General features: G+C 54.4%; 10 protein-coding genes. 4 read left to right on the top strand and 6 right to left on the bottom strand.

Annotated elements, in window-relative coordinates; genetic code table 11:
* Positions 1-290 precede the first annotated feature (290 nt).
* Positions 291-3,161 (bottom strand): TonB-dependent receptor domain-containing protein, encoded by a 2,871-nt coding sequence (locus R0137_RS02950; protein WP_407328419.1) that lies wholly within the window; start codon positions 3,159-3,161, stop codon positions 291-293.
* A gap of 200 nt (positions 3,162-3,361) precedes the next feature.
* Positions 3,362-3,847: a hypothetical protein gene (locus tag R0137_RS02945; protein ID WP_407328418.1), complete on the bottom strand. Its 486-nt coding sequence runs from the start codon at positions 3,845-3,847 to the stop codon at positions 3,362-3,364.
* 170 nt (positions 3,848-4,017) lie between these two features.
* Here R0137_RS02945 and R0137_RS02940 point away from each other — a divergent pair, with 170 nt between their 5' ends.
* On the top strand, positions 4,018-4,608 hold the full coding sequence (locus tag R0137_RS02940) for a YhgN family NAAT transporter (RefSeq protein WP_407328417.1): 591 nt from the start codon (positions 4,018-4,020) through the stop codon (positions 4,606-4,608).
* A gap of 65 nt (positions 4,609-4,673) precedes the next feature.
* Here the strand turns inward: R0137_RS02940 and fba are convergent, their stop codons facing one another.
* From fba to tkt, 4 genes are all read right to left on the bottom strand, one after another.
* Positions 4,674-5,738, bottom strand: a complete 1,065-nt coding sequence (gene fba / locus R0137_RS02935; RefSeq protein ID WP_407328415.1) for a class II fructose-bisphosphate aldolase — start codon at positions 5,736-5,738, stop codon at positions 4,674-4,676.
* A gap of 64 nt (positions 5,739-5,802) precedes the next feature.
* Positions 5,803-6,975: a phosphoglycerate kinase gene (locus R0137_RS02930; RefSeq protein WP_407328414.1), complete on the bottom strand. Its 1,173-nt coding sequence runs from the start codon at positions 6,973-6,975 to the stop codon at positions 5,803-5,805.
* A 4-nt stretch (positions 6,976-6,979) separates the two neighbouring features.
* Positions 6,980-8,002, bottom strand: a complete 1,023-nt coding sequence (locus R0137_RS02925) for a type I glyceraldehyde-3-phosphate dehydrogenase (RefSeq protein ID WP_407328413.1) — start codon at positions 8,000-8,002, stop codon at positions 6,980-6,982.
* Positions 8,003-8,006: 4 nt separating this feature from the next.
* Positions 8,007-10,004, bottom strand: a complete 1,998-nt coding sequence (gene tkt / locus R0137_RS02920) for a transketolase (protein WP_407328412.1) — start codon at positions 10,002-10,004, stop codon at positions 8,007-8,009.
* 151 nt (positions 10,005-10,155) lie between these two features.
* Between tkt and R0137_RS02915 the strand changes: the two genes are divergently transcribed.
* From R0137_RS02915 to ahcY, 3 genes are read left to right on the top strand one after another with little or no spacing between them, the layout of a single operon-like run.
* Positions 10,156-11,157, top strand: coding sequence for an ArsR/SmtB family transcription factor (locus tag R0137_RS02915; protein WP_407328410.1), 1,002 nt, complete (start codon positions 10,156-10,158; stop codon positions 11,155-11,157).
* 19 nt (positions 11,158-11,176) lie between these two features.
* Positions 11,177-12,331 (top strand): methionine adenosyltransferase, encoded by a 1,155-nt coding sequence (metK, locus tag R0137_RS02910; RefSeq protein ID WP_407328409.1) that lies wholly within the window; start codon positions 11,177-11,179, stop codon positions 12,329-12,331.
* Positions 12,332-12,387: 56 nt separating this feature from the next.
* Positions 12,388-13,779: an adenosylhomocysteinase gene (gene ahcY / locus R0137_RS02905; protein WP_407328407.1), complete on the top strand. Its 1,392-nt coding sequence runs from the start codon at positions 12,388-12,390 to the stop codon at positions 13,777-13,779.
* Positions 13,780-13,785: the final 6 nt, after the last annotated feature.

Raw genomic sequence — 13,785 nt, 5'->3', positions numbered from 1 at the left:
ACGACCGTCAACTTACTTCTCTCGCTAGTTGGGGGAACGCTCGCTACGTAAATTGTCGCTCGTTGGCTTGAGCTATAGCCCTATAAGCCCATCCGTAACGCAGTCAGCTCAGTAGGCGCGGTTTGCGAAGTGAGCGTCCCCCAATCTAGCGAGTGCAGCAAATCGCGCCTACTGAGCCGACCAACCTGACGGCAAAGGACTGCAAATGTTAACCAACGAGCAGGCAAAAAAAAGGGCCGACAAAGTCGGCCCTCTCGTTCTGCTAGGCGGAGATCAACCCCGCCCAATGATCAGAACTGCAGTGTTCCACCAAGGAACCAGTACTGACCCAGCGGATCGTAAATACCGGGGTAAGTGTTTCCGTTCTCACGAGCGGTTACACCCTGGTATACGAAGGGAGGATCTTCGTCCAGCACGTTGTTGATACCGAAACGCAATGTTGCCGTATCAGTAATATCCCAAGTTGCTGCGATATCGAAGTAGTTGAAATCATCGATGTCGTTAGGCGAATCAGTAAATTCCTGAGTAGACCCAGCCACATAACGCCAGATCAGGTTCGCACTGACATTCCAAGGAGTCGCCCAGGTAGCCTGGAAACGATTCTTCAGATCGGGTGTAGGAATCTGGCATGCGCCACCGTAGGTGCCTTCACAGCCGACCACGCCCGCACCAGGATATTCTTCCTGATCGAAAGTCATTACAAAACCAGCAATATTAGCGATATTTACCGTACCCATATCTCCAATATCGAAGTTGTAGTTAACTTCAACGTCTACACCTTCCACCAGCAAGAAACCGATATTGGTTTTCGCAGCGTTAATGCCGTTATCAGGCGCTGCCTGACCCAGCCACAATGTGTCTAACTGGCCGCGGTTAACCTGATCACAGAATACAGGGTCGCCGGTTTCGATACACTGCAAAAGCGTAGTCTCTTCTTGAATACCCTGAATCGCTTCAGTGATTTCAATTTCATAGTAATCCACGCTCACAGACAAGCCTTCAACGAAGCTAGGCTGCCAGATAGCACCAAAGGTCAGAGTATCAGCCTCTTCTGGGTTCAACTCGGTAGAGCCGCCTCCCGTAGAGTTGTACTGCGCTGCAGGGCTGTTCTCAGGGCCACCACGATCCCAAATAGCTTGGGATACACCGGAACGGGCACACTGCTCAAAGGTGTAGCCACTCAAGCTGACGTTAGCATCAGGGCTGGCCTTAAGGCAGGGGTCACGGTCCATCGCAAACAAACCAGCGCTTTGTGGCTCAAACAAGTCAACAATGTTTGGCGCACGAACCGCTCGCTGGAAGCTACCGCGGATCTTAACGTCTGCATTGATATCCCAGCTTGCAGCTGCTTTGTAAGTGTTAGTCGTAGTACCAGTGCTGTAATCCGAGTAGCGATAGCCGAGGTCAAGAACCAAAGCCTGCATGAACGGAGCATCTTCTACTAATGGCACGCTTGCCTCGAAGTAGATCTCGCTGACGTCATAACGACCATCGACCGGTACTGGCACACCAAAACCACCGGCATCACCGCGGGCGGCGTTGTCAGACAGATCATACGTTAGACTCTCTTCGCGATACTCAGCACCGATAACCACTTCAACGCCATTTTCTGCAAAAGGAACCACTATGCCGTAGTCGCCCAAGCTACCCTGTACGTAACCCATCAGTACTTCCTGAGTGGTACGTCCATTCTCGTATACGGTCTGACCGAAGTAGTTTGTCGCGTCGTCAGTAACGCCGCCAGTCTGATAAACGTTGTATGGCACACACGCTGCGTTGCCTGACTCACAACCGATGGAACCGTCGTCCAGCGTCACGGCATTGAGTGCTTCTTCAACACGAATGAGGTCAACGTAGTTGGTGTTACGGTTTGTCATGTTCACTTCAGCGTACTGATAGGACACGTCATAACGCCAAGAATCGTTGATGTCACCACGCAGACCGAATACACCGCGGTAAGTGGTATGCCGCAGAGAACCCTTACGTGGGCCACCTTCTACGTTACGACGACCCAAAGTAGCGCTGTAACGATCATCAGGAGAAGTACAACCCGTCAGGCCCAACTGCTGAGCAGACAGCAAGGGGTTGTCACAATTCAGATCATCAAAGGTACGGAAGAACACACCAGAAGGACCAAACTGCGTATCGGACTTAGTGTCCATAAACATCAGCTCGGTGTACGCCTCAACGTTTTCATTCACGTCATAGTGAGCGAAGGTACCGAAAGTCGTACGGCGATCTGGACGTTGGAAAAACGAGGGCGCTGCAAAGTTAAAGCCAGGTCCGCGACCTTCAGCCCACTCAGTGCCTTCAGTACGGTAGTTCTCACCACCGATAATCCAAGACCCTGATTCGTTAGTACCAGAACCTAGACATTCACCGCTAGCTCGCACGGGACACGCTGACGTATCACGGTTAGCCTGTGTAACACCTTCGATGTCACGATAAGTCATAAATGCTGTGGCATTACCACGACCATTGTCGAAGTTGCCACCCATGATCAAAGTCATGTCGTACTGATCACCGTCAGTAGCAGTACCGGTTGCGAAAGGCTGACCCGCACGCTCTGCAGCACCAGCTACAAGACCGCCATCGTTGTCGGCGCGGAATTGACCCGCTTGGAAGTCAAGCTTGATGCCTTCAAAGTCGTCCATCATGACGAAGTTAACAACACCCGCCACAGCGTCAGCGCCGTAGGTAGATGATGCACCACCCGTCAGGACTTCGACTCGCTCAATGAGCTGGCCGGGAATGAAGTTAATGTCCGCAGCAGATGACTGATCGCCACCGTTGGGTGAATTTGCGGGAAGACGACGACCGTTCATCAATACCAGCGTACGCTGGGCACCCAAGTTACGCAGCTGAAGCGTGGCAGTACCTACGGCCTCAATAGCCTGACCTGATGATTGGTCGAGAGAGATAGCTGGAATGGCGGCGAGGGCATCCTCGACACGGGTCAGACCAGTAAGGCGGAGCTGCTCGCTATCAAGCTGAGTAACTGGGCTCGAAGAGACGAGATTGGCTCGCTGGATACGCGAACCGGTTACGACAACTTCTTCAACCAACTGCTCTTCCTGGGCATTGACCGGAGCCATTCCCATCGCGAACGCTGCGCCGACGGCGGCGCTTACCGCCATCGTTAGCGGTTTTTTATGCAACATATTTAATTCCCCTGTGAAGTGAGATGTTGGCCTTGCCCATACGACTGAAGGCAGGGTTTTACCAACTGCGACCGATATTACACATTCTCATACGGTGTTGATTGTGAAAAATTCACACGAATGGGTCAAAGATCAAACAAGTTTCATGGACTTAGCGTAGGCAATTCATGCCTTAGGCGAAGTAATTCTCACAAATTTGCTCAATCAATTATCTGAGTTACACCAATACTTTTATCTTTATCCACCAACGTCATCTTGAAGTAACCCGCCCAGTTCTTGCTGATCACGACCTTCGGGTTTGCCGGACCTCGGTAGGGATAACGACCGGATAAGCGCTGCCGCCACACCTGGCCATTTTCCAGGCGGAAAACCGTTTTGCCGGTCCAACCACTGAAATCGCCTACAATACTGCTCTCTACCTCATAGCTCTTCTCCGCCTCGCGAACCGCCTCGCTCGTCACTTGGAGAACCTGAGCCTCCCCGGCGGTATAGCGGATCAGCCATTCATTTAGTGCATCCAACTCTTTACCGGAGAGTTTGTTAAGCCCGGTGCCCTCGAACTCCTCCACTGTCATCAGCTTTTTGAAGCCGGGAAAGTCATCCTCGGCAGCAAAAGTAAACGACCCCCATAAAAGAAGAACGATGCCGAGTAGGGCGCGAGGCGTGTTGCGGGCAAAAGAAGTCATAGCGATCCTGTTAAGCTGGCGATAAGACATTGAGTCTAGCAAAAGCCCTCTCAAGCCCGTAGAGCGCAGATGGCGACTATTACCACCAAACCCTATACTCGCGCCTACTTAAATTCCTGTGCCCACCTCGCTCGCACGGTTTTTACCCCAGTCAATTAAGGAAAACGGTCGTGGAAACGCTCCTAAGCGCTTTTATCACTCTGGTGCTGGTCATGGACCCCTTGGGAAATGTGCCTATTTTTCTCTCCGTGCTCAAAGACGTGGAGGGAAAACGCCGCTATTGGGTGATTTTTCGGGAGCTACTGATCGCTTTGGGAGTGCTTCTACTATTCCTGTACGGCGGGAGCGCGGCTTTGGAAGCGATGGGTCTTCGTCAGGAGTCCATCAGCATCGGCGGAGCGATCATTCTGTTTCTGATCGCGATCCGCATGATCTTTCCATCACCCTACGGCCTGCTGGGAGATACACCGGATGGAGAGCCATTTATTGTTCCGCTGGCGATTCCAGCGGTAGCAGGCCCCTCATCGCTGGCTATAGCGATGCTAATGGTCAATACCGATCCAAGCCGCATGGTGGACTGGACCATTGCGCTGGTCGGTGCTTGGGCCGTATCGGCCTGTATTTTAATGACGTCCCCATTGCTACTAAAAGCCCTGGGAAACCGCGGACTCATGGCCGTAGAGCGCCTCATGGGCATGATTCTGGTGATTATCTCTGTGCAGATGTTCTTTGAAGGGGTCTCAACCTCCCTACATCTATAGAGAGGTTATTTAGCTCTTACAGACAGAAAGCTGAAATCTGGGCAGCTACTGAGTTTTGATATCGCCTAACGAATCTCAGGCACCAAGGCCCCGGCATCATAGCGTTCCTGCATGGCATCCAGTGACAAAACGCCGATCTTGCTGGCATTGCCCGCAGTCCCAAATGATTCGTATCGAGCAATACAGATATCGCGCATAGCTACTTGAGTTTCTTTTAGGTACTTACGTGGGTCGAACTCAGCGGGATTGTGAGCGAGAAAGCGGCGAATTGCCCCGGTCGACGCCAAACGCAGGTCAGTATCGATGTTGATCTTGCGCACGCCATGGCGAATACCTTCCTGAATTTGCTCCACAGGAACTCCGTAGGTCTCTGGGATCTCGCCGCCATACTCGTTGATGATTTCCAACCAATCTTGGGGCACTGACGACGAACCGTGCATTACAAGGTGCGTGCCCGGGATTCGTGCATTAATTTCTTTAATCCGATCGATCGCCAGAATATCGCCGGTAGGAGGGCGACTAAACTTGTAAGCGCCATGGCTGGTACCGCAGGCAATTGCCAAGGCATCCACCTCAGTTGCTTTTACAAAGGCTGCCGCCTCCTCAGGATCAGTGAGCATCTGGTCATGCGTCAGCTTACCTGCTGCACCGGAGCCGTCTTCCTCGCCCGCTTCACCCGTTTCAAGAGATCCCAGACAGCCGAGCTCTCCCTCCACCGATACACCACAGGCGTGCGCCATCGCTACTGCGGTGCGTGTCACGTCTACGTTGTACTCATAGTCCATAGGCGTTTTGCCGTCTTCTCCCAGGGAGCCGTCCATCATCACAGAGCTAAAGCCCAGCGCGATCGAACGCTGGCAGATTGCGGGAGACATGCCATGGTCCTGATGAACGACAACAGGAATATGGGGAAACTCGCGCATTGCGGCTTCCATGAGCGCCCGCAAGAACGGTGCACCGGCGTATTTGCGGGCGCCGGCACTGGCTTGCATGATTACCGGGGAATCCGTCGCATCGGCAGCTTCCATGATCGCGCGAGTCTGCTCCAGATTATTGACATTAAAAGCGGGAACTCCGTAATCGTGTTCCGCTGCGTGGTCCAGCAGTTGACGCAGGCTGATCAAAGCCATGTGTACTCTCCCTGAATAATTGAAACGTTGATGGGATAGAAAGCGTGCAGCACATCGCGGGCGCTCATTGCTCGCGCGCACGCTCCTCTAATACCGCTACCGCGGGAAGTACCTTGCCTTCGACATACTCGAGAAAAGCACCGCCACCCGTTGATATGTAGGAGACCTTATCCGCAATGGCAAACTTGTCAATTGCAGCGAGCGTATCTCCGCCGCCGGCTAAGGAAAATGCGACACTGTCCGCAATTGCACGCGCCAGCGACTCAGTGCCTCCGGCGAAACTGTCGAACTCAAAAACCCCGACGGGACCATTCCATAAAATCGATCCCGCGTTCTTTAGCAACTCGGCGATGGCTTTGGCTGACTGCGGTCCGATGTCGAGAATCATGTCGTCCTCACCCACACCGTCGACAGAACAGGTACGCGCGACAGCGTCTTGGGCAAACTCAGTCGCCGTCACCACATCGGTGGGTAAGGGTATGTCGGTTTTGGCGGCCATACGTCGGGCTTCGTCCAACAGATCGTGCTCACAGAGTGACTTACCCACCGGGTGGCCTGCCGCCGCGAGAAAAGTATTCGCAATGCCGCCGCCCACGATCAGTTGATCTACTTTTTCCGAAAGTGCATCCAGCACTTCAAGCTTCGTTGAGACCTTAGAACCCCCCACAATTGCGACCATAGGTCGAGCGGGATTAGCGAGGGCTTTCTCCAACGCGTCCAGCTCGCCCGCTAAAAGAGGGCCTGCACAGGCTTGGGTAACAAATCGTGCAACGCCGTGGGTCGAAGCTTGAGCGCGATGCGCCGTGCCAAAGGCATCCATAACAAACACATCACAGAGTTCTGCGTAGGCCTTTGCCAGGTCATCCGTGTTCTTTTTTTCGCCGACGTTAAAACGCACGTTTTCCAGAAGAACTACTTCGCCATCTGCAACCGCAACGCCGTCTTGCCAATCCCTCACTAGGCGCACCGGTAGATCCAGCAGGGCGCTTAAATGGGCCGCCACTGGTTCAAGAGAAAACTGTTCGTCATACTCGCCCTCGACCGGTCTGCCAAGGTGCGACATGAGCATTACCCGGGCACCAGCTTCAAGGGCCTGCCGAATTGTCGGCAGCGCAGCGCGAATACGCGCATCGGAGCTAACCAAACCATCCTTAATGGGGACGTTGAGATCTTCCCGAATCAGCACTCGCTGTCCATCGAGTGCGAGCTGATCCATTCGCTGCAATTTGAGACTCATAGGCTTACTCCTTGGCGCCAAGGTCAGACCAGTAACGAGCAACATCCAACATCCGGTTGGCATATCCCCATTCGTTATCAAACCAGGTGAGCACTTTGACCAAACGCTGGCCACTCACCCGAGTTTGGCAGGCATCGATGATACTGGAGCGACTGTCGCGGTTGAAATCACAGGAAGCCAGAGGCTCTTCCGTGTAACCCAAAACGCCGCTAAAACTCTTAGTTGCTGCCTCTGCTAGAGCGTGATTTACATCATCAACGGTCACATCACTCTGAGTAACCACCGTAAGGTCCATGGCCGACACATTCAGGGTGGGCACCCGTAAAGCCTGTGCGGTAAACCGCCCCGCCAGGGCCGGCATGATTCTCTCAACACCCAGTGCGAGTCCCGTATCTACCGGGATGATCGATTGCCCCGCAGCGCGGGTCTTTCGGAGGTCTGTATTGTGATAAGCATCCAGAACCGGCTGATCATTCATCGCCGAGTGGATCGTAGTAATAGTGCCGTGCTCGATACCAAAAGCAGCGTCGAGTGCAGCTATAACAGGAACAATGCCGTTGGTCGTACAAGAAGCCGCAGAAACCACGCTGTGTTCAGCGCTTAAACTATCGTGATTGATGCCGAAGACAACGGTGGCGTCAACGTCGGATTCAGCGGGTTGAGAAAACAAGACCCTACGAGCGCCGGCTTGGAGGTGGCGCTCTGCTGTGACGCGATCCGAGAACGCACCAGAACATTCGAGGAGCATCTCTACACCGATACTAGACCAATCCAGGTTGGCCACGTCCTCTTCCCGAAGCAACGCCTTGTCGTGACCGTTGATGCGAAGCTGGTCATCCAGCAACTCTACCGTTCCGGGAAAGCGTCCGTGGGTCGAATCATAACGGGTGAGATGCGCTACGGTCGGTGCATCTGCCAGCTCGTTGATTGCCACGACGCGCATAGCATCTCGATGTGGGCTTTCCTGCAAAGCTCGCAGAAGCGTGCGACCAATTCGCCCGTAGCCGTTAATGGCAACCCGCAACATGACCCTAGATGGACTCCATAACCTCGGTAACTACCGCCGTCACGTTATCGACCGTGAATCCAAATTGTTCAAACAGCTCACCCGCTGGAGCAGACTCACCAAAAGTGCTCATTCCTACAATCCGTCCATCGAGGCCAACATACTTATGCCAATAATCAACATGAGCTGCCTCCACCGCGACACGAGCCAGGCAGTCGCTAGGGAGCACTGACTCTCGATACGCCGCATCCTGGAGCTCAAAAACTTCGGGGCAGGGCATAGACACCACGCGGATAGCACGATCCCCGAGCGCCTCAGCAGCCTGCATTGCCAAGCCAACTTCAGAGCCGGTCGCCACAATGATTGCCTCGGGCGCACCCTCACAATCTCGCAGCACGTAGCCGCCTTTTGCGACGTCAGCGAGCTGTTCAGTCGTACGATCCTGATGCGGCAGGCCCTGACGAGAAAACACCAGCGCGGACGGTCCATCAGGACGCTCTACCGCTGCCTTCCAGCAGACCGCAGATTCCACAGCATCACAGGGACGCCAGGTTTGAAGCCCCGGAGTCGCGCGCAGGGCAGTGAGTTGCTCGACAGGTTGGTGGGTAGGGCCGTCTTCGCCCAAACCAATCGAATCGTGGGTGTAAACAAAAACACAGCGCTGGCGCATGAGCGCAGCCATACGAACGGCATTACGAGCGTATTCCATAAAGATCAGGAAAGTTGCGCCGTAGGGGATGAAGCCACCGTGCAGCGCGATGCCATTCATGATCGCTGACATACCAAATTCGCGTACACCGTAGTAGATGTAGTTACCGCTGGCATCATCAGCACTCACACCTTCTGAGCCCGACCAAAGAGTCAAATTGGAACCCGCAAGGTCTGCGGACCCCCCCATAAACTCTGGAAGCATCGGGCCAAGAGCATTGATGGCGTTTTGAGAGGCCTTTCGGGAAGCGATTGTCTCGCCGGCAGCCTGGCACGCCTCGACATAAGCCTGCGCCTTGGCCGAGAAATCCGCAGGCAAGTCGCCTGCCATTCGGCGCTCAAGTTCCGCAGCCAGCTCAGGATAGGCCTCGCGATAGCTATCCATAGCCGCATTCCAGCCAGCCTCAAGCTCCGCGCCGGAGGCCTTGGCATCCCACGCAGCGTATATATCCTCAGGGATAGTGAACGCTTCGTGCTCCCAACCGATGGCAGCGCGAGTGGCGGCGATTTCGTCTGCGCCAAGAGGAGCTCCGTGCGTAGCAGCAGTGCCCTGCTTATTGGGAGAACCCTTTCCAATCACCGTTCGACAACATATGAGTGTCGGTCTGGAACTATCTGCTTGCGCAGACTCGGTGGCCGCCTTAATCGCGGCGGGATCGTGCCCATCGACACCGGCGATAACCTGCCAGCCGTAAGCTTCAAATCGCTTTGGCGTGTCATCGCTAAACCAGCCAGCAACATCACCATCAATAGAGATACCATTGTCATCGTAATACGCGATGAGCTTCCCGAGACCTAAAGTGCCCGCCAAAGAGCACACTTCGTGAGAAATACCCTCCATTAAGCAGCCATCTCCTACGAACGCGTAGGTAAAATGGTCGATAATCTCATGCTCACCACGATTAAACTGAGCCGCAAGGGTCTTCTCTGCAATGGCCATACCCACAGCATTACTGATGCCCTGTCCTAACGGGCCGGTTGTGGTCTCAACACCCGGGGCATAGCCGTATTCCGGATGGCCAGGCGTTTTACTGTGAAGCTGACGAAAATTCTTCAGTTCTTCCATGGGCAGTTCATAGCCCGTCAAATGCAAGAGCGAGTAGATAAGCATGGATCCATGACCGTTGGAGAGCACAAAGCGGTCACGGTTCGGCCAATCGGGGTTCTGGGGGTTATGGCGCAAGAACCCGTTCCAAAGCACCTCGGCGATGTCGGCCATACCCATAGGCGCGCCGGGGTGGCCACTGTTTGCTTGCTGCACGGCGTCCATGGAAAGGGCGCGAATAGCATTCGCAAGGTCTGTTTGGCTGGTCATTCTAGGTCCTGAGGAGTCAAGGCGGGGCGCGCATTATCGGGCAAGCGGGCCTAGGGGTAAACATTCACGAATTCGCAACTGCGGTAGACACTGAAAATCTATATCAAAATTCCTTGATATAGATTGAGTTGCTGCTAAACTCCGCGCCCCAATGAACTCTGTTGCGCCCAATCACCTGTCGTTGGCCGAAGTGCCGGATGCAGAAACCGTGCTTGCGAGCCTCTGTAAGGCAGCTGCAGATTCGCTGCGCCTGCGCGTTTTGCGCGTGCTGAAGCATGACGCGATGGATGTATCCGAGCTATGCGCTGTGCTGGACGTTCGCCAACCCGCACTCAGCCACCACCTCAAAATCATGAGTGCCGCGGGGCTTTTGAGCAGTCAGAGGGACGGCAATCACATTTTTTACCGACGTCGCGAGTTTGCTGGGGACGAGCCTTTCGCAGGACTGCAGCAGGCGCTATTTAGTGCGGCAGATACTCTGGCCCTTGACGAGGCGGAGGAGACTCGCCGAGATTCGCTGCAGCGCAAGCGCGAGCAAAACTCTCTGGACTTCTTCACCAACAATGCCAGCCGGTTTCGTGAGCAGCAAGACTTGATCGCGGCTCCCGAGCGCTACGCAAGCGCCGTTAATGGCTTGTTAGATGCCCTACCGGGTGCGAATCGAGGAACGGCCTTAGAAGTAGGTCCCGGTGAGGGCTGGCTGTTGCCAAGGTTAAGTAAAGACTTCGATCGCGTGATTGCATTGGACAATGCACCCGCCATGCTGGAAAGCGCGCGCGCTGCTGCCACAGAGCTCAGCAATGTTGAGTTTCTTTTGGGAGATACGCGCCATGCGGCACTGGAATCACTGCGTGCCGATCTAATCGTTATCAACATGGTTTTACACCACACGCCAGACCCGGCGACCACCCTTAGCGAAGCCGCTCGTGCATTAGCTTCCGAAGGGGTTCTGCTGGTCACCGAACTTTGCGAGCACCGGCAGGGCTGGACGCGAGAAAACTGCGGCGATCTTTGGCTGGGTTTCGCCCCGGAGCTGATTCAGGACTGGGCCAAGACCGCCGGACTCAAGGAACTCACGAGCAGCTATCTCGGCCAACGCAACGGATTCAAACTTCAATTGCGCCTCTTCGGTGCAGCAAAAATTACATCTTAGATTGCTATAAGGAACAAACATGAGCGAATACGGCATCTTTACTTCGGAGTCAGTCTCCGAGGGACACCCGGACAAAATGGCCGACCAAATCTCGGATGCGGTTCTCGATCACATCCTCAGCGATGATCGAGATGCACGCGTTGCCGTGGAAACGATGGTCAAGACCGGTATGGTTGTTGTCGCAGGCGAAGTGACCACCAGCACTTACGTGGACCTTGAGGAAATCGTTCGCGACGTGGTCCTGGATATTGGCTACAACAGTTCGGATGTCGGCTTTGACGGTGGCTCCTGTGCGGTACTCAATGCGATTGGCAAGCAATCCCATGATATTGCCATGGGCGTCGACGAAGGGGCGAGCAAAGAGCAGGGTGCGGGCGACCAAGGCCTGATGTTTGGTTACGCGAGTAACGAAACTGACGTGCTCATGCCTGCACCCATTTACTACTCACACCGATTGGTAGAGCGTCAGGCGCAACTGCGCAAAGACGGCAGCCTGAACTGGCTTCGCCCCGACGCAAAAAGTCAAGTAACCCTGCGCTACGACAATGGTAAGCCTGTTGCGGTTGATGCGGTGGTTCTCTCTACGCAGCATGATGCCGAAGTATCCCAGGCAGACATTCGCGAGGCGGTTATGGAAATGATCGTCAAGGACGTCCTCCCTGCCGAGTGGCTCCACGCTGACACCCAGTACCACATTAACCCGACGGGCCAGTTCATTATTGGTGGTCCTGTTGGTGATTGCGGACTTACCGGACGCAAGATCATCGTCGACACCTACGGCGGTATGGCCCGTCACGGCGGCGGTGCGTTCTCTGGAAAGGACCCCTCAAAAGTTGACCGCTCAGCTGCCTACGCTGGACGGTACGTTGCCAAGAACATCGTTGCTGCGGGACTTGCAGAGCGCTGCGAGATTCAGGTCTCTTACGCCATCGGGGTCGCAGAACCCACCTCCATCGCAGTAAACAGCTTTGGCACGGGAAAGATCGATGACCTGCGCATCGTGGAACTGGTGCGTGAACACTTTGACCTGCGGCCCAAGGGGCTCATCGAGATGCTCGACCTCAAGCGTCCGATTTACCGCGCGACGGCAGCTTACGGACACTTCGGACGGGAAGAGCCGAACTTTACCTGGGAGCGTACTGATAAGGCAGAAGCCCTCAATAACGCCATTTAGACGAATAGCACTTACAGAATTCACACACGATTTTTTAGAGTAATCAGGAGCACAACATGAGCACCGTAACTAAATTGAACAACACACCCGATTATCGGGTCGCTGACATTAGCCTCGCCGACTGGGGTCGCCGGGAACTCGAGATCGCCGAAGGCGAAATGCCAGCACTAATGGCACTGCGAGAGCAGTATGGCGATTCCAAGCCACTGACCGGCGCGAAGATCCTCGGCTGCATCCACATGACCATCCAGACCGGCGTATTAATCGAGACCTTGACTCACCTGGGCGCTGAAGTGCGCTGGTCCTCGTGCAACATTTTCTCTACCCAAGATCACGCTGCTGCGGCTATTGCTGCATCAGGCGTACCGGTATTTGCCTGGAAGGGCGAGACCGAAGAGGAGTACGAGTGGTGTATCGAGCAAACCATCCTCAAGGATGGACAGCCCTGGGAAGCCAACATGGTGCTGGATGACGGCGGCGACCTCACCGCTATCCTCCACGACAAATACCCACAAATGCTGGAATCTATTCATGGCATTACCGAAGAGACAACGACCGGCGTTCATCGTCTCTACGAAATGCTCGAAGCAGGCACACTCAAAGTACCCGCCGTTAACGTTAACGACTCCGTAACCAAGTCCAAGAACGACAACAAGTACGGCTGTCGTCACAGCCTCAACGATGCCATCAAGCGTGCAACGGACCACCTGCTGTCTGGAAAGCGTGCTTTGGTTATCGGCTACGGTGACGTGGGTAAAGGCTCTGCGCAGTCTCTACGTCAGGAAGGTATGATCGTACGTGTCACTGAAGTTGACCCGATCTGTGCTATGCAAGCCTGCATGGATGGTTATGAAGTCGTATCACCGTACATTGACGGCGTAGATGACGGCACCGATGCCTGCATCGATCGCGATCTGCTTCAGAAGACCGACCTGTTAGTGACAACAACCGGCAACTACAACGTCTGCAACTCTCGTATGCTCGGCGCGCTCAAGAGTGCGGCGCTGGTATGTAACATCGGTCATTTCGACAATGAGATCGACACAGCTTATATGCGTCGTGAATGGCATTGGGAAGAGATCAAGCCACAGGTGCACAAGGTCTATCGTGATCAGGCTGCCAACGATCACTTGATCCTTCTCGCGGAAGGTCGTCTGGTGAACCTCGGTAATGCTACAGGTCACCCCTCGCGCATTATGGACGGTTCCTTTGCCAATCAGGTACTGGCCCAGATCTATCTGTTCGAGCGTCGCTTTGCAGACCTGGAAGCGAACATGAAGGAATCCGCTGTGAAGGTAGAAGTACTGCCTAAGAAACTCGACGAAGAGGTTGCCGCGCACATGGTGGCAGGCTTCGGTGGTGTTGTGACTAAGCTCACTAAAGAGCAGGCTGACTATATTCACGTGTCTGTAGAGGGCCCGTTCAAAGGCCAGGACTACAAGTACTGAGGAAAC

The organism is Congregibacter brevis, assembly GCF_045689245.1.
GTDB classification, from domain to species: Bacteria; Pseudomonadota; Gammaproteobacteria; order Pseudomonadales; family Halieaceae; genus Congregibacter; species Congregibacter brevis.
The sequence above is the reverse complement of the archived record's forward strand: the minus strand, read 5'-3'. Positions and strand labels throughout refer to the sequence as shown.

What these genes read in the sequence shown, in the direction of transcription:
- fba (WP_407328415.1), bottom strand. Translation starts at nt 5,738, where the DNA reads ATGGCTTTGATCAGCCTGCGTCAACTGCTGGACCACGCAGCGGAACAC.
- metK (WP_407328409.1), top strand. Translation starts at nt 11,177, where the DNA reads ATGAGCGAATACGGCATCTTTACTTCGGAGTCAGTCTCCGAGGGACAC.
- ahcY (WP_407328407.1), top strand. Translation starts at nt 12,388, where the DNA reads ATGAGCACCGTAACTAAATTGAACAACACACCCGATTATCGGGTCGCT.
- tkt (WP_407328412.1), bottom strand. Translation starts at nt 10,004, where the DNA reads ATGACCAGCCAAACAGACCTTGCGAATGCTATTCGCGCCCTTTCCATG.
- R0137_RS02925 (WP_407328413.1), bottom strand. Translation starts at nt 8,002, where the DNA reads ATGTTGCGGGTTGCCATTAACGGCTACGGGCGAATTGGTCGCACGCTT.
- R0137_RS02915 (WP_407328410.1), top strand. Translation starts at nt 10,156, where the DNA reads ATGAACTCTGTTGCGCCCAATCACCTGTCGTTGGCCGAAGTGCCGGAT.
- R0137_RS02945 (WP_407328418.1), bottom strand. Translation starts at nt 3,847, where the DNA reads ATGACTTCTTTTGCCCGCAACACGCCTCGCGCCCTACTCGGCATCGTT.
- R0137_RS02950 (WP_407328419.1), bottom strand. Translation starts at nt 3,161, where the DNA reads ATGTTGCATAAAAAACCGCTAACGATGGCGGTAAGCGCCGCCGTCGGC.
- R0137_RS02930 (WP_407328414.1), bottom strand. Translation starts at nt 6,975, where the DNA reads ATGAGTCTCAAATTGCAGCGAATGGATCAGCTCGCACTCGATGGACAG.